The following is a 24,290-nucleotide window of genomic DNA, read 5'->3' on the forward strand; positions in this document are numbered from 1 at the left end:
CAGGCGTCACCCCCTATACATCATCTTACGATTTAGCAGAGAGCTGTGTTTTTGATAAACAGTTGCTTGGGCCTATTCACTGCGGCTGACATAAAATCAGCACCCCTTCTCCCGAAGTTACGGGGTCATTTTGCCGAGTTCCTTAACGAGAGTTCTCTCGCTCACCTGAGGCTACTCGCCTCGACTACCTGTGTCGGTTTGCGGTACGGGTAGAGTATGTTTAAACGCTAGAAGCTTTTCTTGGCAGTGTGACGTCACTAACTTCGCTACTAAACTTCGCTCCCCATCACAGCTCAATGTTATAGATATAAGCATTTGACTCATATCACACCTCACTGCTTAGACAGACTCTTCCATTCGTCTGCTTTAGTTAGCCTACTGCGTCCCTCCATCACTACATACTCTAGTACAGGAATATCAACCTGTTGTCCATCGGATACACCTTTCGGTCTCTCCTTAGGTCCCGACTAACCCAGGGCGGACGAGCCTTCCCCTGGAAACCTTAGTCTTACGGTGGACAGGATTCTCACCTGTCTTTCGCTACTCATACCGGCATTCTCACTTCTATGCGTTCCAGCACTCCTCACGGTATACCTTCTTCACACATAGAACGCTCTCCTACCATACCTATAAAGGTATCCACAGCTTCGGTAAATTGTTTTAGCCCCGGTACATTTTCGGCGCAGGGTCACTCGACTAGTGAGCTATTACGCACTCTTTGAATGAATAGCTGCTTCTAAGCTAACATCCTAGTTGTCTGTGCAACCCCACATCCTTTTCCACTTAACAATTATTTTGGGACCTTAGCTGGTGGTCTGGGCTGTTTCCCTTTCGACTACGGATCTTAGCACTCGCAGTCTGACTGCCGACCATAATTCATTGGCATTCGGAGTTTATCTGAGATTGGTAATCCGGGATGGACCCCTCACCCAAACAGTGCTCTACCTCCAAGAATCTTGATGTCGACGCTAGCCCTAAAGCTATTTCGGAGAGAACCAGCTATCTCCAAGTTCGTTTGGAATTTCTCCGCTACCCACAAGTCATCCAAGCACTTTTCAACGTGCCCTGGTTCGGTCCTCCAGTGCGTCTTACCGCACCTTCAACCTGCTCATGGGTAGGTCACATGGTTTCGGGTCTACGACATGATACTAATTCGCCCTATTCAGACTCGGTTTCCCTGCGGCTCCGTCTCTTCAACTTAACCTCGCATCATATCGTAACTCGCCGGTTCATTCTACAAAAGGCACGCTCTCACCCATTAACGGGCTCGAACTTGTTGTAGGCACACGGTTTCAGGTTCTATTTCACTCCCCTCCCGGGGTGCTTTTCACCTTTCCCTCACGGTACTGGTTCACTATCGGTCACTAGGGAGTATTTAGGGTTGGGAGATGGTCCTCCCAGATTCCGACGGGATTTCACGTGTCCCGCCGTACTCAGGATACTGCTAGGTACAAAGACTATTTTAAATACGAGGCTATTACTCTCTTTGGCTGATCTTCCCAAATCATTCTTCTATAATCTTTGAGTCCACATTGCAGTCCTACAACCCCGAAGAGTAAACTCTTCGGTTTGCCCTCCTGCCGTTTCGCTCGCCGCTACTAAGGCAATCGCTTTTGCTTTCTCTTCCTGCAGCTACTTAGATGTTTCAGTTCACTGCGTCTTCCTCCTCACATCCTTAACAGATGCGGGTAACAGGTAGTACCTGTTGGGTTCCCCCATTCGGAAATCCCTGGATCATCGCTTACTTACAGCTACCCAAGGCATATCGTCGTTTGTCACGTCCTTCTTCGGCTCCTAGTGCCAAGGCATCCACCGTGCGCCCTTATTAACTTAACCTTATTTTTTGACCTTTCAGTCATAAACTCTTTTAATACTACAGCGTTTCGGTTTATTTTCTTGTTACTATTTGATATAGATATTCAATTTTCAATGTGCATTACTTGGTGATCTCTCACCAATGGAGCCTAGCGGGATCGAACCGCTGACCTCCTGCGTGCAAAGCAGGCGCTCTCCCAGCTGAGCTAAGGCCCCACAAGACCTCTCAAGACTAAACAAGACCAATGTGCAGTTCCTTATCCTTAGAAAGGAGGTGATCCAGCCGCACCTTCCGATACGGCTACCTTGTTACGACTTCACCCCAATCATCTATCCCACCTTAGGCGGCTGGCTCCTAAAAGGTTACCTCACCGACTTCGGGTGTTACAAACTCTCGTGGTGTGACGGGCGGTGTGTACAAGGCCCGGGAACGTATTCACCGCGGCGTGCTGATCCGCGATTACTAGCGATTCCGACTTCATGTAGGCGAGTTGCAGCCTACAATCCGAACTGAGACTGGCTTTAAGAGATTAGCTTGCCGTCACCGGCTTGCGACTCGTTGTACCAGCCATTGTAGCACGTGTGTAGCCCAGGTCATAAGGGGCATGATGATTTGACGTCATCCCCACCTTCCTCCGGTTTATTACCGGCAGTCTCGCTAGAGTGCCCAACTGAATGATGGCAACTAACAATAGGGGTTGCGCTCGTTGCGGGACTTAACCCAACATCTCACGACACGAGCTGACGACAACCATGCACCACCTGTCACCTCTGTCCCGAAGGAAAACTCTATCTCTAGAGCGGTCAGAGGGATGTCAAGACCTGGTAAGGTTCTTCGCGTTGCTTCGAATTAAACCACATGCTCCACCGCTTGTGCGGGCCCCCGTCAATTCCTTTGAGTTTCAACCTTGCGGTCGTACTCCCCAGGCGGAGTGCTTAATGCGTTAGCTGCGGCACTAAACCCCGGAAAGGGTCTAACACCTAGCACTCATCGTTTACGGCGTGGACTACCAGGGTATCTAATCCTGTTTGCTCCCCACGCTTTCGAGCCTCAGCGTCAGTTACAAGCCAGAGAGCCGCTTTCGCCACCGGTGTTCCTCCATATATCTACGCATTTCACCGCTACACATGGAATTCCACTCTCCCCTCTTGCACTCAAGTTAAACAGTTTCCAAAGCGTACTATGGTTAAGCCACAGCCTTTAACTTCAGACTTATCTAACCGCCTGCGCTCGCTTTACGCCCAATAAATCCGGACAACGCTCGGGACCTACGTATTACCGCGGCTGCTGGCACGTAGTTAGCCGTCCCTTTCTGGTAAGATACCGTCACAGTGTGAACTTTCCACTCTCACACTCGTTCTTCTCTTACAACAGAGCTTTACGATCCGAAAACCTTCTTCACTCACGCGGCGTTGCTCGGTCAGACTTCCGTCCATTGCCGAAGATTCCCTACTGCTGCCTCCCGTAGGAGTCTGGGCCGTGTCTCAGTCCCAGTGTGGCCGATCACCCTCTCAGGTCGGCTATGTATCGTTGCCTTGGTGAGCCGTTACCTCACCAACTAGCTAATACAACGCAGGTCCATCTGGTAGTGATGCAATTGCACCTTTTAAGTAAATGTCATGCAACATCTACTCTTATGCGGTATTAGCTATCGTTTCCAATAGTTATCCCCCGCTACCAGGCAGGTTACCTACGCGTTACTCACCCGTTCGCAACTCATCCGCTCGGTGCAAGCACCAAGCTTCAGCGTTCTACTTGCATGTATTAGGCACGCCGCCAGCGTTCGTCCTGAGCCAGGATCAAACTCTCATTAAAAGTTTGAGTTCTCACTCATTTCTGTCACTGACAGATTTATTGTTTTTTCATTGTTCAGTACTATAACTTCAGTTATAGTGCCCTGCACATTGGTTCGTCTTGTTCAGTTTTCAAAGGTCTTTGTCACTCAATCTCTCTCAAGCGACAACTATATTAGTATATCACAGCTACCTGTCTCTGTCAACAGATTTTTTAAACTTTTTTCAAGTTTTTTTAACCGCAATACACCATAGTCCGTACGGGATTCGAACCCGTGTTACCGCCGTGAAAAGGCGGTGTCTTAACCCCTTGACCAACGGACCTTGAGCTTTTCAACTCTTTCTATTATACCTACTTTTTTACCTTTGTCAAGGACTTTTTTCAGTGAATTTGATTTTTCTTTTCCTCACTAACTTAACCACGGCTTCTGTCCGTGCAGTGTGGGGAAACATATCAACTGACTGGATATACTGGAGATCATAGACTTTTACTAGTCTAACTAAATCTCGTGCCAAGGTCGAAACATTGCAGGATACATAGACCATTTTTTCTGGGACATAGGTCAGAATGGTATCCAGTAGCTTATCATCTAAGCCTGTACGAGGAGGGTCGACTATCAATGCATCCGCTCGGTAGCCATCTTTATACCAGCGTGGAATAATCTCTTCAGCTGTTCCCGCTTCATAATGGGTATTGTCAAACCCCATTCTCTGAGCATTTCTCTTAGCATCTTCTATGGCTTCTGGAATAATATCCATCCCTCTGAGACTCTTGACCTTATTTGCGAAGGCAAATCCAATCGTCCCAACACCGCAATAGGCATCGATCAGATGATCCTCTTTGCTGACATCCAGAGCCTTAACTGCTTCACTATAGAGAATTTCTGTCTGCTCAGGATTAAGCTGGTAAAAAGCTCGAGGGGAGAGAGAAAACTCATAGTCGAGTACTCCTTCTTGAATACTCTCTTGGCCCCAGATAATTTCCGTCTTTTCACCATAGATTTCACTTGTTTTCGCTGTATTTGTATTGACTGCAACTGTGACGACTTCTGGAAAATCTTTAACTAAGTCTTTTACTAGCTGGGTTAAATTAAGCTGGCGATTTGTGACAATGATAATCTGGACTTGTCCCGTTTTTCTTGCTCGACGTACCATGATAGTACGAACGCCTAACGTTTTTCTCTCATCTGTAATTGGAATTTGGTGGTAAGTAAGAAGTTCAGCTAGGCAATTCGCTATTACTTGGGTTTCCTTATCTTGTACCAAGCAATCTTTTAACTCTACGAGGTAATGAGAGTTTTGCGCATACAAACCTGCCTTGACCTGATTTTTAAATTTTCGAGTCTGGAATTGAAGCTTAGCACGGTAGTACTTTGGTTCCTGCATTCCGATAGTTGGACGGATTTCATAGTTTTCATATCCTGCAGGAGCAAATTTTTTCAGGGCTTGATGGAGCAGATCCGTTTTGAACTCTAACTGTTTATCGTAGTGGAGGTGCATGATTTGGCAACCACCACATTCATTATAAATCGTACAAGCTGGCACGACTCGAAATTTAGACTTCTTATTAACCTTTAGTAATTTGGCTTCAACAAAGTTACGTTTAATAGAAGTAATTTGACAATAGATGTCTTCTCCTTTGAGGGCGCCTGGCACAAAAACGAGGGTTTTCTGATAGAAACCGATTCCCTCACCATTGATGCCCATCCGCTTGATTTTTAAAGGTATTTTTTGTTTGACTTTCAGATTCATACCCCTATCTTATCACATTTTAGGGTATAATAGAACTATGAAAATCACAAAACTTGAAAAGAAAAAACGTCTCTACTTGATGGAGTTAGATGGACAGCAAACCTCTTATATCACGGAAGATACCATTGTCCGTTTTATGCTATCTCGAGATAAGGTCATTAGTAAAGAGGAACTTACCGAGATTCAGGACTTTGCCCAGTTCTCTTATGGTAAAAATCTCGCTCTCTACCATCTATCATTTAAAGCTCGAACCGAAAAGGAAGTTCGTGAGTATCTGAAAAAGTATGATCTTGATGAAAAAATCACTAGTCAAGTTATCGCTAATCTTAAAGAAGATAACTGGATTAATGATCGTCAGTATGCCTACTCTATCATCAACGCAAATCAACTTTCTGGAGATAAGGGACCCTATGTGCTAGCTCAAAAACTGTCTCAAAAAGGGATTGTCAAATCAACGATTGAAGATGTTTTAAAGGATTTTGATTTTTCAGAGGTTGCTCAACGTGTGGCGGAGAAACTGCTAAAAAAATACACGGGAAAGCTTCCCGCTCGTGCCTTGCAGGATAAGATCATTCAAAGCTTGACGAACAAAGGCTTCTCCTATTCTGATGCTAAGAATGCCTTTGACGACTTGGACAGTCAAGTCGACCAAGAAACGACTCAAGAACTCATTTTTAAAGAGCTAGACAAACAATATGCTAAGTATGCTCGCAAATATGAAGGTTACGAACTAAAGCAACGATTAACTCAAGTTTTAGCTCGAAAAGGCTATGATTTTTCGGATATAGCTAGCGCTCTCAGAGAATATCTTTAATATTTTCGTGTAAAATTCAAAAAAATTAGACCGATTTATGATATAATAGTAAACGATAAACTTATAAATTGTAGAAAGTTGGTTAGTTATGAAACTTCCAAAAGAAGGCGACTTTATTACAATTCAAAGTTATAAGCATGATGGGAGTCTTCACCGTACTTGGCGAGACACCATGGTACTAAAAACAACAGAGAACGCCATTATCGGCGTCAACGACCACACACTTGTTACCGAAAGTGACGGTCGTCGTTGGGTGACTCGAGAACCGGCTATTGTTTACTTTCACAAAAAATATTGGTTTAATATCATTGCCATGATTCGTGATAATGGGATTTCCTACTATTGCAATATGGCAAGTCCTTACTATCTAGATGAGGAAGCCCTGAAATACATTGATTATGATTTGGATGTCAAGGTTTTCACTGATGGTGAAAAGCGTCTCTTGGACGTTGAAGAGTATGAGCGCCATAAACGCAAAATGAAGTATTCTGATGATTTAGACTATATTTTGAAAGAGCATGTTAAAATCCTTGTTGATTGGATCAACAAGGGACGCGGTCCTTTCTCAGAGGCCTATGTCAACATTTGGTACAAACGCTACATAGAACTAAAGAATCGGTAAAGTTGTCAAACTGGGGTGAGAGCCCTGGTTTTTTTATTTGAAAAACCCAGCTTTTCAGCTGGGTTAATTGCTATATATCTAATTTAGTGACAGTAAACTTGATGTGGGAATAGTCTTTTTCAACATCCTTATCCAACAAGAAAGCCGTGGCATCCTTCTTAACCTGAACCAGGTCAATATTCTGGGCTTGAGCTGCATAGACGCATCCACAATAACATTGACGATAGATATCATACTCCTCACACATCTCCACTGAACGTTTGTAGCCTTGATTTTTCTTGAAATCACTTGGAAGATAGTGGGTGGTATAAATCTTTTGCACATCAATTCCGATGCTGTTGATGGTTTGAGAATTCTTATGGGGACTGATGGTCAAGGCTGAACCAAAGTAGTCAAAGCCCAAGTCCATAGCTACCTGTGCTGTTTTGTCCAGACGGTAGTCAAAACAAACCTTGCAACGGTCACCACCTTCAGGTTCTTCTTCCAGTCCTCTGACTAACTTCCGGTATTCATTTGGTTCGTAGGGAGCTTCAAGGTACTGAACCGTATTGCCTGTTCGCTCATTGAAATCACTGACAAATTTCTTGGTGACGTAAGCCCGCTTGTGGTATTCTGCCTTAGGATGAATATTGGAATTGGCAAAATAGATGGTCACATCAGCGTATTTTGTCAGGTATTCTAGGGTGTAGGTACTACAAGGAGCACAGCAAACATGCATGAGAATAGTGGGACGTTGCTCATTTTTCTCCCAAACCTGTACCATTTTCTGCATAACACGGTCATAATTAATCTTCTGATTGGGATTCATCTTGCTCAGAATTTCTTCTACATCGATCATGTTCTTCTCCTTTTTCTAGTCTTATTTTATCATATAAGTTAGGAGAGCTCAAATCAATTTTAGAAGAGAAAAGCATAAAAGGAGGGATGCATGTTCCCTCCTTTGGTGTTTTTTAAAGTTACTTTTACATCATCCCGCCCATCATGCTTGGATCCATTGCTGGAGCTGGGGCTGCTGGTTCCGGTTTATTGGCTACGACTGCTTCTGTTGTCAAAATCAAGCTGGCTACAGATGCTGCATTTTGAAGGGCTGAACGGCTCACTTTCACTGGGTCAATGATTCCTTCTTCAATCATGTTGACCCATTCGCCAGTTGCTGCGTTGAAGCCTGTACCAACTTCAGCATTTTTCAAACGATCGATGACAATAGATCCTTCAAATCCTGCATTGTGGGCGATTTGACGAACTGGTTCTTCCAAGGCACGGAGAACAATATTGCGTCCTGTCGCTTCATCTCCTGTCAATTCCAAATCAGCAACGGCTGGAATGACATTGGCAAGAGCAGTTCCACCACCTGCAACGATTCCTTCTTCAACAGCTGCACGAGTAGCGTTGAGGGCATCTTCGATGCGGAGTTTCATTTCTTTCAACTCAGTTTCAGTTGCAGCGCCGACCTTGATGACTGCGACACCACCTGACAATTTAGCCAATCGTTCTTGGAGTTTTTCACGGTCGAATTCAGAAGTTGTGGTTTCGATTTGTGACTTGATAACTGCAACACGGTGAGAAATAGCTTCAGGATTTCCAGCACCTTCTACGATAACAGCGCTATCTTTGTCCACAGTTACTCTCGCTGCTTGACCAAGCGCCTCAATAGTAGCGTCCTTCAACTCAAGGCCAAGATCTTCTGTGATAACAGTTCCACCTGTCAAGATAGCGATATCTTCAAGCATCGCTTTACGACGATCACCAAAGCCAGGTGCCTTAACTGCTACGACATTGAAGGTTCCACGAATCTTATTCAATACTAGAGTCGGAAGAGCTTCGCCATCTACATCATCCGCGATAATCAAGAGTGGACGATTGCTTTGAAGAATACTTTCTAAGAGTGGCAAGATTTCTTGGATATTTGAAATCTTCTTATCAGTAATCAAAATGTATGGATTTTCGAGGTCAGCCACCATTTTTTCGCTATCTGTCACCATGTACTGTGATAGGTAACCGCGGTCAAACTGCATCCCTTCCACGACTTCAAGCTCTGTTTCCATACCACGTGATTCTTCAATAGTGATGACTCCATCTTTTCCAACTTTTTCCATAGCTTCAGAGATGTATTCGCCGACTTTCTCAGAACGGGAAGATACGGCAGCAACCTGAGCGATGGCTTCTTTGTTGGCAACAGGAATGGCATTGTTTTTCAAGGCTTCTACAGCTGCGGCAACTGCTGCTTCAATCCCACGACGGATACCGATTGGGTTGGCACCTGCAGTGACGTTTTTGATTCCTTCACGGACGATAGCTTGGGTCAAGACAGTTGCAGTTGTCGTTCCGTCACCTGCGATATCATTGGTTTTTGAAGCTACTTCTGATACCAATTTGGCACCCATATTTTCAAAATGGTCTTCCAATTCGATTTCTTTGGCAATAGTAACACCGTCATTGGTAATTAATGGTGAACCAAATGATTTTTCCAATACAACATTACGACCTTTTGGTCCCAAGGTTACTTTAACAGTATCTGCAAGGATATCGACACCACGGACCATAGCTGAACGAGCATCAGATGAAAATTTAATTTCTTTTGACATACTTACTTTCTCCTTCTATTCTTCAATGATTGCCAAAATATTGGCTTCGCCAACGATGATGTACTTTTCATCGCCATCTTTGACATCAATACCTGCATGAGCTTCAACTAAGACACGGTCTCCAGGCTTAACGCTTGGAGCAACCAAGTCACCGTTCAAGGTACGAACCCCTTGTCCAGTAGCTACAACTTGGGCTGTTTTTGTTTTTTCTTGGGCTGAGCCCGCAAGGACAAAGCCTCCAACAGTTTGTTCTTTTTCTTCTATTTTCAAGACCACACGGTCTCCTAATGGTTTCAACATCTGTTTTCCTCCATGATGAAATACATATTATTAGCACTCTTTATATCTGAGTGCTAATTCATAGTTCTATTGTATCACTTGGTCAGAAATAGTCAAGAAAAAAGTCTGACTTTGGCAAGATAAAAAGCCTGAGACCAACTCAGACTTTTCAATGTTTATACTCAATGAAAATCAAAGATCAAACTAGGAAGCTAGCCGCAGGTTGCTCAAAGCACTGCTTTGAGGTTGTAGATAGAACTGACGAAGTCAGTTACCTATACCTACAGCAAGGTGAAGCTGACGTGGTTTGAAGAGATTTTCGAAGAGTATTAAAATGGCAATTCCTCCTCTTCCAAGACCAAATCTGCCAAATCCTGTCCTGCGTTATTTTCACGCATAGCCCGTTGGGCGCGGCTTTCCAAAAGTTGGAATCCTGTGGCAAGGACTTCAGTCACATAGTTCATCTGGCCATTTTTCTCGAAGCGACGAGTACGAAGTTCTCCATCCACAGAGATAAGACTACCTTTAGTTGCGTAGCTTGCTAAGGTTTCAGCCAATTTTCCCCAAAGAACCAGATTGACAAAGTCAGCTTCACGTTCACCGTTTTGGTCTTTGTAACGACGATTCACAGCGATAGTTGCTCGCGCTACTGACTTGTCATTGTTGGTTTTGTGCAATTCTGGTGTAGACGTCAAGCGCCCGATCATGATAACTTTATTATACATATTTTCTTCCTCCTACTTATCTATTCGTAAGGAATCAAAAAAAGTTACAGAAATTTGTAACTTTTCGAAGAAATTTTTTATTTTTTATGCACCATGAAACCTGTCGCCTGTTGATTGGCCATAATAGTCATATCTGTAATCTGCACACGACGGGGTTGACTGGTCACATAGACAACAGTGTCTGCGATGTCTTGTGCCTGCAAGGCTTCGATCCCCTGATAAACCGTCGCAGCCCGCTCTTTGTCACCATGAAAACGAACTGTAGAGAAATCTGTTTCGACAATCCCTGGCTGAATGGTGGTCACCTTGATATCCGTTGCGATGGTATCAATTCGCAGGCCATCTGAAAAAGTCTTAACTGCTGCCTTGGTGGCTGAGTAAACAGCTGCACCCGCATAGGCATAGATTCCTGCGGTCGATCCCATATTGATAATATGTCCCTGATTGGCTTTTACCATTTCTGGCAAGAAACAGCGAGTAACTGCCATCAACCCCTTGACATTGGTATCTAACATGGTCAGCATATCCAACTCTTCATAGTCTTGATAGGGAGCCAAGCCAAGAGCTAGTCCAGCGTTATTGACCAAGATATCAATCTGCCCTATCGTTTCTAGAATATCGGAACAAACAGTCTTTACCATGGTCATATCCGTCACATCCAGAGGAAAAGTCCAAACTGTTTGATTTGGAAACGTTTCTGCAAACTCTGACTTGAGGGCCTCTAGTCTGTCTGTCCGTCGCCCTGTTAGAACGACATTCTCCCCCTGCTCCAGATAAGCACGCGCAATCGCTTCACCGATTCCTGAGGTCGCTCCTGTAATCACTACATTTTTCGCCATCTTATCCCCCTCTATCTGGTCTATCAAATACCGACAATTTCCTAGGACGTCCAGTGTTTAGCTGGGTCAAATGGAGTTCCAACAACTTGGTCTTCTGATAATTCAATAACCCCACGTTTTTGCGGAGCATTTGGCAAGGCAAGTTCACGAGGGCTGCACATCATACCAAAACTCTTTTCACCACGAAGTTCGCCTGGGAAAATGAGATTTCCTTTGGGCATCATCGCTCCAGGAAGAGCTACAATGGTTTTCAACCCAACACGCGCATTAGGTGCTCCTGCAACGATTTGCACTGTCTTATCACTTGCGACTGCAACTTGGCAGATGTTGAGGTGGTCACTATCTGGATGGGCTACCATCTCGACAATCTCACCAACAACAAACTTAGGTTCCTTGTCATTGACAATTTCTTCCTCAAAACCTTCCGCCTGCAACTCTTGGTTTAAACGAGCGACTTGTTCATCTGTTAAAAAGACTTGACCGCGCTCTGCAATTTCAAACAAACTTGAAACTTCGAAAATATTCCAAGCTACTGTTTCTCCATTTTCTTTGAGGAAAACACGGGCTACCTTGCCTTTACGCTCCACGTCCAGTTTGGCATCTCCGCTGTTTTTCACGATGATCATAAGGACATCGCCAACATGTTCTTTATTATATGTAAAAATCATTCTTTCCTTTTTCTCCTATTTCAGTCCTGCTAAAAAGTCGTTAATTTGTTGCTTGCTTTTACGGTCGCGATTGACAAATCGGCCGACTTCCTTGTCCTTTTCTAGCACAACAAGGCTAGGGATTCCATAAACATCCCAGAGTTTGGCCAAATCCATATACTGGTCTCGGTCCACTCGAATAAATGTGAACTCTGGATTGGTCTCCTCAATCTCTGGCAAGGATGGATAGATATAACGACAATCGCCACACCAGTCCGCCACAAAAAGGAAAACCTTCTTGCCATCTTGCTCGACAAAACCTGCTAGTTCTTCTATACTACTGGGAGTAATCATAAGACTTCCTCCTCATAGACTAGGTCTTCATTTTCATAGACAAAGGTATAGTGACGACCATCCTCGAAAATGACTCCTCCGACGAGTCGCTCTAGACTACTTTCGTAGACTTGAACATAGAGAGTCGCAATCTCACCCATATCTGAGAAAAGTTCGCGCACGACAGCGGTCAACTCTTCTTGAGTCTTCATGAGTTTGTGGTTATCTGCTGCTTTTTTAGCCCCTAAAGCAAGGGCACTTAGACCAGCCACAGTCAAGCCAGTCATCCATAATTTCTTAGCTTTCATACCATTCATTGTAACACAAAAAGGGCTCTAGGACAAATAGGGAAGTCGTAGAAAAGCAAGTAAAAAGCCCCTTCCTTAAAGGAAAAGGACTTCTTATACTCAAAGAGCAAACTAGGAAACTAGTCGCAGGTTGCTCAAAACAGTGTTTTGAGGTTGTGGATAGAACTGACGAAGTCAGTAACCATACCTACGGTAAGGCGACGCTGACGTGGTTTAAAGAGATTTTCGCAGAGTATTATCCTTATTGCCAAGCGCCTGAGTTGCCAACATAATAGCCATCAGGTGTGTAGGTATTGCGAAGCATCTTACCTGAGGAATCCAGATAGTACCACTTGTCCTAATCCTTAACCCAATCACTCTCAACCATATCGCCAGAAGAAGTGACATAATACCACTCTCCCTTGTCATAAAGCCAAGTGCTTGCTTTCATAGAGCCTGAAGTTGATAAATAGTACCACTTTCCTTGGTCGTAAAGCCAATCACTAGCAATCATAGCTCCTGATGATTTAAAGGCATACCAGTTGCCACCTTGATAGAACCAAGTTTGATTAAACATAATCCCTTTATCATTCATAAAGTACCAAGTTCCATTGTCTTTAACCCAAGCATTTTGAACTAGTTGGCCTTGTTTTTGATAGTACCAATTTTGGTCTGATTTTAGCCAGCTTTCTGCTTTTACAATCGGATAAAGTTCTCGGAAGGCTCCTCCCCCCTTGTAGGAATGACTGATAGATTCTGGGTTTGTAAGTTTTAACTCACCATTGTCATGGTCTTTCCAAGCATAAACTTTTTGACCATTGATAGTCTCTGGTAAGGTAGCAGTGTAGGTCTTGGTTTGATAGTCCCATTTTGTATCAAGGTAGGTGTAATGGTCTTTTGATTCTTCAATACGGTAGTAGCCACTTTTCTCACCATTATATACATCATCTACCACTTTAGAGGACCAGGTCTTTACTTCATTTCCACTCTTGGCCTCGACCTTGATATCTCCTCTATAGCCATAAGGTACGTAGAAATTCAGGTAACGCCCCTCTGTACCGACCATAGACTTGTCCTTTTCTTGGCCTAGGAAATTGACTGTCTGATCTTGACCATTGAGACTGACCATCCACTCGATTTTCTCAGTTTTTGGCAAATCCAAGACTTTGATATCTACTTCATGGCCATTATTAAATCGAAGAATTTTGCCATCTTGATACTTAACCCCACCCTTAATAACCCATTCTTCTTCCAATTCGAATGCTTTTCCTGAATGAGGGAAAGCCAGTAAAGCTAAACCTGCTAGAGACAAACAAAATAGTGTGATTTTTTTCATTGTATATCCTCCTTAGGAATTATTATATTAATCATATCACTATCTATTTTTTTTGCAAATCTTATCCTAAATATGCTAGAAGAAACCTCTGAGATTGCTCTCAGAGATTAGAGGATAACTAGTTACTATTCTCAACCGCTGCAGTAACAAAGGCAGTGTAGAGTTCTTCTGGGCGGTTTGGACGACTTGAAAGTTCAGGATGATACTGACAAGCCACAAAGAATTTATTTTCAGGAATTTCCACAATTTCGACCAAACGATTGTCTGGAGATACTCCTGAGAAGACAAAACCTGCTGCCTCAAACTGTTCACGAAAGGCGTTGTTAAACTCATAACGGTGACGGTGACGGCGTTGCACCACTTCTTGATTATGATAAGCAGCCGCTGCCTTAGAGCCACGTTTCAACTTAGATGGGTAAAGTCCCAAACGAAGGGTTCCTCCCATATCCTCAATATCAACCTGGTCACGCATGATATCAATGATAGGGTATTTTGTATCAGAATCAAGCTCTGCAGAATTGGCACCTTCAAGCCCTAAAACGTGACGAGCAAACTCGATACAAGTCAACTGCATTCCCAAGCAAACACCCAACACAGGAACATCATTCTCACGCGCATAACGGATGGCTTGAATTTTTCCTTCCGTACCACGTTGGCCAAAACCTCCTGGTACGATAATTCCGTCCGCATCAGACAAGAGTTCTGCCACATTCTCTGCTGTCACATCATTGGCATTGATCCAATTAATCTTCACTTCTGCGTCGTTGGCATACCCAGAGTGTTTCAAAGCTTCAACCACAGAGATGTAGGCATCTTGCAACTCCACATACTTACCAACGAGGGAGATCTTGACTTGTTTTTTCAGGTTCATGACCTTGTCCACCATGGCTGACCATTCTGTCATATCCGCTACTGGTGCGTCTAATTTCAAATGGTCACAGACAATTTGGTCCATGCCTTGCGCCTGTAAATTCAATGGAATTTGGTAAAGGTGTTCAACGTCCAACGATTCGATAACAGCTTCTGGAGCCACGTCACAGAACTGTGCTAGTTTATTTTTAATACCCTGACCAGCTGGTTTCTCCGTACGAATAACCAACATATTTGGCTGAATCCCCAAACCACGCAATTCTTTTACAGAATGCTGGGTTGGTTTGGTCTTCATTTCACCAGCAGCCTTTAGGTAAGGAAGCAAGGTTGTATGGATGTACATGACATTATCCGCACCCACATCTGCCTTCATCTGACGAAGGGCCTCTAGAAATGGCAAGGACTCGATATCTCCAACGGTTCCACCAACCTCTGTGATAATGACATCCGAGTCGGTCGTTAGAGCGGCACGCTTGATTTTTTCTTTCAAAGCATCTGTGATATGAGGAATAACCTGAACAGTTGCACCAAGGTATTCTCCACGGCGCTCCTTACGAAGAACTTCACTGTAGATTTTACCAGTTGTCACGTTGGAGTATTTGTTGAGATTGATATCGATGAAACGTTCATAGTGGCCCAAGTCCAAATCGGTCTCAGCCCCATCATCTGTCACAAAGACTTCCCCGTGCTGGTAAGGGCTCATGGTTCCCGGATCGATATTGATATAAGGGTCAAACTTCTGAATAGTCACTTTTAGACCACGATTTTTCAAGAGACGCCCCAGACTTGCTGCGACAATCCCTTTCCCAATAGACGATACCACACCACCAGTTACAAAAATATATTTCGTAGACATAGATTCCTCTTTCTAAAATGCTCAAGGCCTTGTTAACTACGAGGGGACATAGAAAACAAGACCCTTATGGATAACGACTTTTCAAGAAAACTTCCTGAAAAAACAAAAATAGCTCCCTAGTAACTAGAGAGCCCCGACCTCTAAAAGAGGTGCCCGAACAATATAATACCTCAAAGCAGAACATTTGTCAACCCGAATCGGTAAAACCTGAAAATAAGAAGATTACTTTCAGAAAACCAACTAAAAATCCGCATCCAAACGGATGACCTGCTCAAGGAACAAAAAGGAGATCTTACGATCTCCTCTGTGAAGTCTTTTACTCTTCTTCACTCGTTTCAGCGTCATCGTCAGAAAACTCGTCGTCTTCTTCGTTAAGATCCACGTCTTCACCCAAGTCATCAGGAGCAATTTCGTTGATTTCTGCATCGTAAGCTTCCACTTCATTTTTCTCATCATCTGGATTTTCATCATCATATGAAAGAGCTGGATCTGCTTCGTATGCATCTTCGTCTTCTGGATCATCTGCATTGTAGTCAATGGCATCTGAATCACCATCCATAAAGGCATTGACACGTTTTTTCTTAGCTTTTGGTGCTACTTCATCGTCGTCACTTTCTTCAAGAGCGATGATTTCTTCGTCGATTTCGTCCACACCATACCATGAACGAAGGCCCCATTTGTTGTCTCCAAGTGAGATGAAGCTACCGTCAAAGTTCAACTCTGTGTAGAACAAAGGCAAAGCTTCACGGATATCGCTGTTTGATGTTCCAAGGTAGTTTTGAATTTCGTTTACAAGATCGCTAAAATGCATCTCATGATCGCGACCACGAAGTTCCAAGATAGCACGCGCTACCTCAATCATAGATAGTTCACTTTTTTCTTGCCCAGCAAATACTTCTAATTCCAAAGCGTTTCTCCTCATTTATACTACTATTGCCAGAGCGAACAGACTCTGACCTCATTTTATCATGTACTCTTTATTGTACGATAATTTTACGGAATAGTCAAAGGTTAAATGGGAGAAAGTGACAGGACTTTTTATTTCTTTGCTACCCAGTCGATAGCATCGTGAGGTGGATTTTCGGTATCAATCCAGATGAATTCGATGCTGATGATATATGAAATTAAACTGCAATACTATACTTCTCAGGATGGTTCGAACTTACGGAATTTGTTATGTAGTAACCTGCTTTCTAAATTGTTGGCTAACCATTCTAGTATATCATTTTAAGAAAATACAAATCAATTGAATCATTCCTTAGAAATTATAAAAAATTCCCTTTACTCTATTGCTAGCTTACAAGTTTTAAAATCTAAAAAATTATCAGTTATTGTTTGAACTAACTAATCTTAGTTTAAGATGTTATTTATAAAATGTGTAAATACTCGTTGATTTTAGCTGATGATAATTCTTCACTAAAAAATATATATTCTATTCCTTTTTTTGAATTACCCGCACTATAGTTTAACATATAAGGGAAATGCTCAAATTTTGAGTACATATTTTGGATTTCCTCGTGAAAATCATATGTAAGAACCCATTTATGTTTACTCATATATTTGTCAATAGTGTCTCGTAATTCTAAATGATCTATGTGTTCATAAAAATTTGTGTACAATTGTTTTCCCTTAACATAATATGGTGGGTCAAAAAAAGTCAGAGACCGTTTTGTACGATTAATATTATTTTTAATAAATTCAATAGCATCTATATTATACAAATTGATTCTACTCTTATTTTTAGCAATTAATTCAATCTTATTTATCAATACTTCTGTATTATATCTGCAATCCATTTTATAATTTCCCATTTGGGCTCTGCCACCTATGGGACCAGCTTGAATAATTCCTGATCGATTAGTTCTATTTAGATAAAATGTAGAGAAACCTAATGTAAGTAAGTCGACATTTTCTTTGTTTCTTTGAATATCTTGCTGCTTATCCCATTCTTCAATCGTAAATACTGCCTCTTTTACTTTTTTTATAAAAGAATCAGTATTATGTAAAATTGAAAACCACATTGCATAAATGGATTTATCAAAATCATTTAACATTATTTTTTTTACGTCATTATTAAGCAACAATTTTAATGCTACTGCAGCCCCACCACAAAACGGCTCTATATAAGTATCAATATTGTTATTCTCTACCAAATATTTAACATACTGATAAGTTTTATTTTTTCCCCCAGGATAGCGTAGCGGGCTAAAATTATCCATTATTCACTCCTTCATACAATCTATTAAATACAATAGAGAAAAAATTTTGATACTTACTGCAAGTGGTTTTAATATCAATGGAACTTATAGTGGTCCCGTAATCATGAATTAAACCATTTAATGTTTCTATATCATTAGTATTTTTTAACGCCTTTACTTCCTCTTTATTTAATAACCCTTTATCAGATAAATGTCCTTTAACTGTGGTAATAAGGGAGGATAAATTATCAGCAGGCTTCTTAACTGAGAATAAGTCTATGTAAGCTTTAGTAGTATATTCAATTAACGCACGAAGTAAAAATGCAATTATGATATATTCGTCGTTACTATGTGATAAAGAGTTGTATTTTTGTAAGTTTCTTATCACTCCACAAATTTTAAAATACTTGGGATTAGCTGATAACTTTGATAAAGACTCATCATACCACCGTTGGTTAAATAAAACTTGATATTCCTGTTGCTGATTATTAATCGCTATATTTAAACATATTGGAAAATGTTTAGTTTGTCCATTATATTTAACATCGATAGTGTACGTCCCGTTTTCAGAAATAGACTCTATAATATTATCTGTAATTACGATATTTTGATGATTGCAACTAATTAAAAGCCTAGAATATTCTGAACTTTGTCTTGAAACTTTATTATTTTTATCATCTCGCAATTCAATATCATCAGCTAAATCATAATTTTCTCGTTGTATAGTAACTGATTGCTTGGGAACAAAGAATTTATATTTTGTTTCTTGATTTTGTGTGTCATTATTATTCGTAGTATTCTCACGCGTATCATTTGCTGGTAAGTTAGGAGTCTCTTTATTATCTCCCACACTATCTTCAGTAGTTTTTGTATCATTACTTATAGGAGTATTTTTTAATGACTCTTCATTAGAACCGTTGATTTTTTCAGATTCTTTATATTCCTTAATTTTGTCAGCTAAACCTGGTATTACTTTGTCACTTTTGACAATTTCATTCCATTGTCCTTGTACACTAAATACCCGTGTATCTAATTTTTTATCAATCCAAACTGCTTTACCTAATAATCCTAATATTTCATGATAGACTTTTTCATTTTTTGCTACAACTTGAAAATCATCATTAAACTCAAGTTTTAACTCTTTAATCAATGGTCTTGAAACTCTCGACACAAGAACATCTGTATCTAAATGCGTTAACTTTTCCAAATCAGACTTATAAATTTTGGCTGCATTATAAACTGAAGTTAAATAATTTAGTTGTTGTATAGCATTTCTTATCGCAACTTTTCCTTCTGGAGTAATATTTTTAATATTATCTAAAGCTTCATCACTTGATAATCCCTTTTCCCTATATTGGGTATAAAGATTATGGTAAAATACCCTTTTATCAGTCGCACTCCATGTCTTAATCCCATCAACATGTTTTGCACTAATTTTAAAAAGCGCTTCGTCTCTAGTATCTTCTTTTACTACATCACAACTAACTTCAAAATCACTTAGATTCAGATTTAATTGTTTAAGTTTATTTCTTTCTGAACTTGTTAATAGAGATGAATACTGAAACAAAAGTTTCAGCGAAGCAATTCTTCGATTACCTTCTAATACAGTATAATTAATCTTTCCAGCATTTCTGCTTTTTAAAACGATAATACGTTCACCTATTGTGTTATACCCGTTTTCTCCAATTTGAAATGCAAGTTCTTTAATCTGCTCAAATTCAACCAAATATTTGACTATTTCTTCTTCAGTATTAAAATCAAACATTGAAAATCTAGGGTTATTAAAATCTAAATTAATTTCTAAAGGATTTAAAACTACAGTATCAAACATATATATTCCTTTCACAACTGCTACATTTATAATTGATATTATAACACAAAAAACACGGCATTACACCGTGTTTCTGTGTTTATTTAATCAACTTCTTCATCTCATCAATACGTGCTACGGTCGCATCATATTTCGCTTGGTAGTCGGCTTGTTTGTCGCGTTCTTTTTGGACGACTTCTGGTTTGGCATTGGCTACGAAGCGCTCGTTAGAGAGCTTCTTACCGACCATATCCAGTTCTTTTTGCCATTTAGCGAGTTCCTTGTCGAGACGAGCCAGTTCTTCTTCGACATTGAGGAGGTCTGCCAGTGGCAGGTAGATTTCTGCTCCTGTGATGACGCTTGACATCGCGAGGTCAGGTGCAGGGATGGTTGATGCGATTTCCAAGTGTTCTGGATTTGTGAAGCGTTTGATGTAGTTGACATTACTGTTAAAGAAGGCTTCCAAGTCGCTATCGCTAGTCTTAACAAGGATGGTGATTGGCTTGCTTGGTGCTACGTTTACTTCCGCACGCGCATTCCGAACAGCACGGATCAAGTCTTTGAGACTTTCTACACCAGTGTGGGCTGCAAGATCTTCAAAGGCTGGGTTGACAGTTGGGTACTCCGCTGTCACGATAGAGCCTTCTGAGATTTGCCCAAAGATTTCCTCTGTCACGAATGGCATGATTGGGTGAAGGAGACGAAGGATCTTGTCCAAGGTGTAAAGGAGAACAGAACGTGTGATGACTTTCTCTTCTTCATTATCGCTATAAAGGACTTCCTTAGTCAACTCAACATACCAGTCCGCAAACTCGTCCCAGATGAAGTTGTAGAGAATGTGTCCAGCCACACCAAACTCAAACTTGTCAAAGTTTTCAGTAACTTTGCCAATCGTTCCGTTGAGGTTGTGGAGAATCCAGCGGTCAGTAACATTTCCAGCTTCCTTGTTTGCAACTTTTTCCACATTGGCAGTTGCTTGCTCAAGAGTCAAACCTTCATTGTTCATGAGGATGTAGCGAGAGATGTTCCAAATCTTGTTAATGAAGTTCCATGACGCATCCATTTTCTCGTAAGAGAAGCGCACGTCTTGCCCTGGTGCAGAACCGTTTGAAAGGAACCAACGAAGGCTATCTGTTCCGTACTTATCAATAACATCCATTGGATCAATCCCGTTACCGAGAGATTTCGACATCTTGCGTCCTTGCTCATCACGAATGAGACCATGAATCAAGGCATTTTTGAATGGCGACTTGCCAGTAAATTCCAAACCTTGGAAAATCATCCGAGACACCCAGAACGGAATAATATCATAACCAGTCACCAAAGTTGATGTTGGATAATAACGTTTAAAGTCTTCTGAGTCGACATCCGGCCAGCCCATGGTAGAGAATGGCCAAAGAGCAGAACTAAACCAAGTATCCAAGACGTCTTCGTCCTGAGTCCATCCGTCGCCTTCTGGAGCTTCTTCACCAACGTATATTTCACCCTCAGCATTGTACCAAGCAGGGATTTGGTGCCCCCACCAGAGCTGACGTGAGATTACCCAGTCATGGACATTTTCCATCCATTGGAGGAAGGTATCGTTGAAACGAGGTGGGTAGAATTCTACCTTGTCGTCTGTGTCTTGGTTGGCAATGGCGTTCTTAGCCAATTGGTCCATCTTAACGAACCACTGAGTAGACAAGCGTGGCTCAACCACTACACCTGTACGCTCTGAGTGACCAACACTGTGGACACGTTTTTCGATTTTAACAAGGGCACCGATTTCTTCCAACTTAGCAACGACTGCCTTACGAGCTTCAAAACGGTCCATGCCTGCAAATTCAAAGGCCAAGTCGTTCATGGTTCCATCGTTGTTCATGACGTTAACTTGTGGCAAGTTATGACGTTGACCAACCAAGAAGTCGTTTGGATCGTGGGCAGGTGTGATTTTCACGACACCTGTACCAAATTCAGGATCAGCGTGCTCATCTCCAACGATTGGGATGAGTTTATTAGCGATTGGAAGGATAACATTTTTTCCAATCAAGTCCTTGTAGCGTGGGTCTTCTGGATTGACCGCAACAGCAACGTCCCCAAACATAGTTTCAGGACGAGTTGTCGCAACTTCAAGGGCGCGTGAGCCATCTTCCAGCATGTAATTCATATGGTAGAAGGCACCTTCGACATCCTTGTGAATCACCTCGATATCAGAAAGTGCTGTGCGAGCTGCTGGATCCCAGTTGATGATAAACTCACCACGGTAGATCCAGCCTTTCTTGTATAGGTCCACAAAGACCTTACGAACGGCTTTTGACAAACCTTCGTCAAGGGTGAAACGCTCGCGAGAGTAGTCTACAGAGAGCCCCATCTTGCCCCATTGTTCCTTGATAGTCGTCGCATATTCGTCTTTCCATTCCCAGACTTTATCTAGGAATTTTTCACGACCAAGGTCATAACGGCTAATACCCTCACCACGCAAGCGCTCCTCAACCTTAGCCTGAGTCGCAATCCCAGCGTGGTCCATCCCTGGAAGCCAAAGGGTATCAAAGCCTTGCATACGCTTTTGACGGATGATGATATCCTGCAAGGTCGTATCCCAAGCGTGACCAAGGTGAAGTTTACCTGTAACGTTTGGTGGTGGAATCACGATCGAATAAGGCTTAGCCTTTTGATCGCCTGAAGGCTTGAAAACATCGGCATCAAGCCATTTTTGGTAACGACCAGCCTCAACCTCGGCTGGATTGTATTTAGGTGAAAGTTCTTTAGACATGTGTTTGTCCTTTCTCTATTGTATTCATTTTATTTTGAATCTGCTTCGCAACTTCTTCTGCAGACAGATTCGTATTATTTATTTTAAGGTAGTGGTACAACTCGTTCGGTTGATGTTGGGAATTTAATTGAAGTGTTTCAGCAGTCTCCAAAATTTCTCTTTCAGATACCTCAATATGTCGTTTTAAGGGTTTGTGCTTTAATCGATTCTCCGTTCGATTTCGATGTATGCGCTCCTCAAGACTTGTTTCCAACTCCACAAACAGAATCTCTTGATGATAGTCATCCAACAAATCCTGAATTTGCTTCAAATACAGTAGCTGGTACTGATTTGAAAAATTAATTACGTCTGTTAAAATCACAGATCGCTGATTCCGAGCTCTTGCTCCAAGGAAAGAAAAGGTAATTCCACGAACAAATTCCCACATTTCCTCTGTGTAGTCCTGATAGATTTCTAGTGCAAAATCGATAGCTTTATGGTTATAAAAGAGGGTAGCATTTGTCTTTCGAGATAACTCTTGGCCAATCGTCATTTTCCCAGAAGCCGGAGCCCCAATGATGAAAATGTGCATCAAACCACCTCCCACTCACTCCTCAGCAAGCCATATATCAGACTGTCACAGCGATTTCCTTGGGCATCTTTGCGGTCTCTTATGCGAGCTTCTAAGGTAAAGCCAAGTTTCTCAGCGACTCGTTGACTTTGGACATTGTAACCAAAACAAGTTAGTTCAATCTTGTGTAGGTTCAATTCTTTAAAAGCTAAATCAATCAAGGTACGTGCCGCTTCGGGCACATAACCTCGTCCCCAATAGTCTGGATGTAAGATATAGCCAATCTCCAAGACATCATCCTCGTGACGACGAGGGAAATCAACAGAGCCGATGACCTTATCGGTTCCTTTAGCGACAATTCCATAGCCCGCTGGGAGATTGTTCTTTTCATTACGCTCGGGAAGGATATGCTCCAGATAATAAATCTCATCTTCCAAGGTCTTGACGGGAGGAAAGCCTGCTGGGTAGGAAACTTCTGGCCTATTGGCATAGTCAAAGATATCCACAACATCAGCCACGGTACGGACTCGTAAGACTAGCCGTTCGGTTTCTATACGTTCTGGCAACTCTGCTCTTGTCATCCTTCTACCTCGCTTTCTACAAAAAATCGCCCCTGCCATATACATGACAGGGACGAATGTGCTAATCCGCGGTACCACCCAATTTCGGGCAGATGCCCGCAACTCTCGTCTTTATAAATAAAAAGACAATATTATTTCATTTTTATCCATCAGCAACCAGTTTTGACACATTTGTGGACTTCTCATCGCCGCCACTTTCTGTAAAATGTGGGATCCAAAACACCTCTGATGGCTTTATTGTAGCAAGTTTTTCACGGAAATGCAAGACTCAAGAAAGATTACTTGAAGCTGATTCCATGCTCTTTTAATTTCTTAATGGTAGCTGGGCCGATTCCCTTCAAGGCAAGGAGTTCTTTTTCAGTCCAATTTTTAAAGTCAGCAGCCGACTTGATGCCTTCATCGTAGAAAGCCTTGGCACGATCTACTGAGAGGCCACCCAAAGTAGCTGCGAAATCTTCTACAGAATTGGCTACTTTTTGAGCTTGTTCCTTAGTCGCTTCTACTGCCTGTTCCACTTTTTTAGAGACAACTTTTCCTGCTTCGCTGGCAGATTTTTCTGCGTGTTTCACGACTTTCTTGGTCTCTTCGACAACTTTGGTCACCGTACTTGAAAAGGCACCTGAACGACGAAGGCTATTTCGCAATTGTTTTTTACGTTGGAGTTTCTTTGACATGATAAAATCCTTTCAATAAAAAATCCCTGCTCTGACAAGGATTTAATAAAGATATTCTATCAAGATTTTGGGAAAAAATCAAGAAAGGAAATAAGATTCCCCTTAAAAATCTAGCCGTTTTTTCCTTTCAAACTAGTTTGACAATGATTCGACTTCTTGATAAAATATGCA

Annotated in this window: 19 protein-coding genes, 2 tRNA genes, 2 rRNA genes and 1 pseudogene (1 of these 24 running past the window's edge); 2 read left to right on the forward strand and 22 right to left on the reverse strand. The window is 41.9% G+C overall.

The window, feature by feature from the left end:
• The 5 genes from EL140_RS07685 to rlmD form a co-directional block, all read right to left on the reverse strand.
• Nucleotides 1–1,836, reverse strand: a 23S ribosomal RNA gene (locus EL140_RS07685) (it extends 1,067 nt beyond the left edge of the window).
• Between the two features lie 122 nt (nt 1,837–1,958).
• Nucleotides 1,959–2,031: transfer RNA gene (locus tag EL140_RS07690), tRNA-Ala, on the reverse strand.
• Nucleotides 2,032–2,082: 51 nt separating this feature from the next.
• Nucleotides 2,083–3,631 (reverse strand): 16S ribosomal RNA (locus EL140_RS07695).
• The 16S and 23S rRNA genes sit together here with 2 tRNA genes alongside, the layout of an rRNA operon.
• Nucleotides 3,632–3,861: 230 nt before the next feature.
• A tRNA-Glu gene (locus tag EL140_RS07705) sits at nt 3,862–3,933 on the reverse strand.
• Between the two features lie 45 nt (nt 3,934–3,978).
• The gene (gene rlmD / locus EL140_RS07710) at nt 3,979–5,361 is read right to left on the reverse strand and encodes a 23S rRNA (uracil(1939)-C(5))-methyltransferase RlmD (RefSeq protein WP_063636931.1); all 1,383 of its coding nucleotides are present in this window, start codon (nt 5,359–5,361) and stop codon (nt 3,979–3,981) included.
• A 37-nt stretch (nt 5,362–5,398) separates the two neighbouring features.
• On the opposite strand from rlmD, the gene recX reads away from it, so the two are divergent.
• Nucleotides 5,399–6,175, forward strand: coding sequence for a recombination regulator RecX (gene recX / locus EL140_RS07715; protein WP_000705072.1), 777 nt, complete (start codon nt 5,399–5,401; stop codon nt 6,173–6,175).
• Nucleotides 6,176–6,263: 88 nt separating this feature from the next.
• Nucleotides 6,264–6,797: a nucleoside tri-diphosphate phosphatase gene (gene ntdP / locus EL140_RS07720; protein WP_000775317.1), complete on the forward strand. Its 534-nt coding sequence runs from the start codon at nt 6,264–6,266 to the stop codon at nt 6,795–6,797.
• 70 nt (nt 6,798–6,867) lie between these two features.
• Here ntdP and EL140_RS07725 read toward each other — a convergent pair whose 3' ends face one another.
• The 17 genes and pseudogenes from EL140_RS07725 to EL140_RS07810 form a co-directional block, all read right to left on the reverse strand.
• Nucleotides 6,868–7,635, reverse strand: coding sequence for an epoxyqueuosine reductase QueH (locus tag EL140_RS07725; protein WP_000567567.1), 768 nt, complete (start codon nt 7,633–7,635; stop codon nt 6,868–6,870).
• Between the two features lie 124 nt (nt 7,636–7,759).
• Nucleotides 7,760–9,382 carry a chaperonin GroEL gene (groL, locus tag EL140_RS07730; protein ID WP_000031548.1) on the reverse strand — a complete coding sequence of 541 codons (1,623 nt, stop codon included), beginning with the start codon at nt 9,380–9,382 and terminating at the stop codon, nt 7,760–7,762.
• Between the two features lie 15 nt (nt 9,383–9,397).
• Complete coding sequence (gene groES, locus EL140_RS07735; RefSeq protein WP_000917326.1) at nt 9,398–9,682, reverse strand: co-chaperone GroES; 285 nt, start codon at nt 9,680–9,682, stop codon at nt 9,398–9,400.
• Nucleotides 9,683–9,990: 308 nt separating this feature from the next.
• The gene (locus tag EL140_RS07740; RefSeq protein WP_000282459.1) at nt 9,991–10,386 is read right to left on the reverse strand and encodes a single-stranded DNA-binding protein; all 396 of its coding nucleotides are present in this window, start codon (nt 10,384–10,386) and stop codon (nt 9,991–9,993) included.
• Between the two features lie 77 nt (nt 10,387–10,463).
• The gene (locus EL140_RS07745) at nt 10,464–11,225 is read right to left on the reverse strand and encodes an SDR family NAD(P)-dependent oxidoreductase (protein WP_001107788.1); all 762 of its coding nucleotides are present in this window, start codon (nt 11,223–11,225) and stop codon (nt 10,464–10,466) included.
• A gap of 41 nt (nt 11,226–11,266) precedes the next feature.
• Nucleotides 11,267–11,893 carry a YtpR family tRNA-binding protein gene (gene ytpR / locus EL140_RS07750; RefSeq protein WP_000578274.1) on the reverse strand — a complete coding sequence of 209 codons (627 nt, stop codon included), beginning with the start codon at nt 11,891–11,893 and terminating at the stop codon, nt 11,267–11,269.
• 15 nt (nt 11,894–11,908) lie between these two features.
• Complete coding sequence (locus EL140_RS07755) at nt 11,909–12,226, reverse strand: thioredoxin family protein (protein ID WP_000632591.1); 318 nt, start codon at nt 12,224–12,226, stop codon at nt 11,909–11,911.
• Complete coding sequence (locus EL140_RS07760; protein WP_001013970.1) at nt 12,223–12,522, reverse strand: DUF4651 domain-containing protein; 300 nt, start codon at nt 12,520–12,522, stop codon at nt 12,223–12,225. The genes EL140_RS07755 and EL140_RS07760 overlap by 4 nt, the downstream gene beginning before the upstream one ends.
• A gap of 232 nt (nt 12,523–12,754) precedes the next feature.
• A pseudogene (locus tag EL140_RS07770) lies at nt 12,755–13,828 on the reverse strand (N-acetylmuramoyl-L-alanine amidase family protein).
• A 118-nt stretch (nt 13,829–13,946) separates the two neighbouring features.
• Nucleotides 13,947–15,554, reverse strand: coding sequence for a CTP synthase (locus EL140_RS07775; protein WP_000105258.1), 1,608 nt, complete (start codon nt 15,552–15,554; stop codon nt 13,947–13,949).
• Between the two features lie 316 nt (nt 15,555–15,870).
• Entirely contained in the window at nt 15,871–16,461 is a 591-nt protein-coding gene (rpoE, locus tag EL140_RS07780) for a DNA-directed RNA polymerase subunit delta (RefSeq protein WP_000418415.1), read from the reverse strand.
• 460 nt (nt 16,462–16,921) lie between these two features.
• The gene (locus tag EL140_RS07785; RefSeq protein ID WP_000368590.1) at nt 16,922–17,773 is read right to left on the reverse strand and encodes a DNA adenine methylase; all 852 of its coding nucleotides are present in this window, start codon (nt 17,771–17,773) and stop codon (nt 16,922–16,924) included.
• Entirely contained in the window at nt 17,766–19,583 is a 1,818-nt protein-coding gene (locus tag EL140_RS07790; RefSeq protein ID WP_000460638.1) for a hypothetical protein, read from the reverse strand. The genes EL140_RS07785 and EL140_RS07790 overlap by 8 nt, the downstream gene beginning before the upstream one ends.
• Nucleotides 19,584–19,662: 79 nt before the next feature.
• Nucleotides 19,663–22,314 (reverse strand): valine--tRNA ligase, encoded by a 2,652-nt coding sequence (locus EL140_RS07795; protein ID WP_000032149.1) that lies wholly within the window; start codon nt 22,312–22,314, stop codon nt 19,663–19,665.
• Entirely contained in the window at nt 22,307–22,885 is a 579-nt protein-coding gene (locus EL140_RS07800; protein WP_000546930.1) for an AAA family ATPase, read from the reverse strand. Before EL140_RS07800 ends, EL140_RS07795 begins: the two co-directional genes overlap by 8 nt.
• The gene (locus tag EL140_RS07805) at nt 22,885–23,445 is read right to left on the reverse strand and encodes a GNAT family N-acetyltransferase (RefSeq protein ID WP_000196171.1); all 561 of its coding nucleotides are present in this window, start codon (nt 23,443–23,445) and stop codon (nt 22,885–22,887) included. Before EL140_RS07805 ends, EL140_RS07800 begins: the two co-directional genes overlap by 1 nt.
• A 278-nt stretch (nt 23,446–23,723) precedes the next feature.
• Nucleotides 23,724–24,119 carry a helix-hairpin-helix domain-containing protein gene (locus EL140_RS07810; RefSeq protein ID WP_000038698.1) on the reverse strand — a complete coding sequence of 132 codons (396 nt, stop codon included), beginning with the start codon at nt 24,117–24,119 and terminating at the stop codon, nt 23,724–23,726.
• Between the last annotated feature and the right edge of the window lie 171 nt (nt 24,120–24,290).

The sequence above is a fragment of the Streptococcus oralis ATCC 35037 genome (assembly GCF_900637025.1).
GTDB lineage: Bacteria > Bacillota > Bacilli > Lactobacillales > Streptococcaceae > Streptococcus > Streptococcus oralis.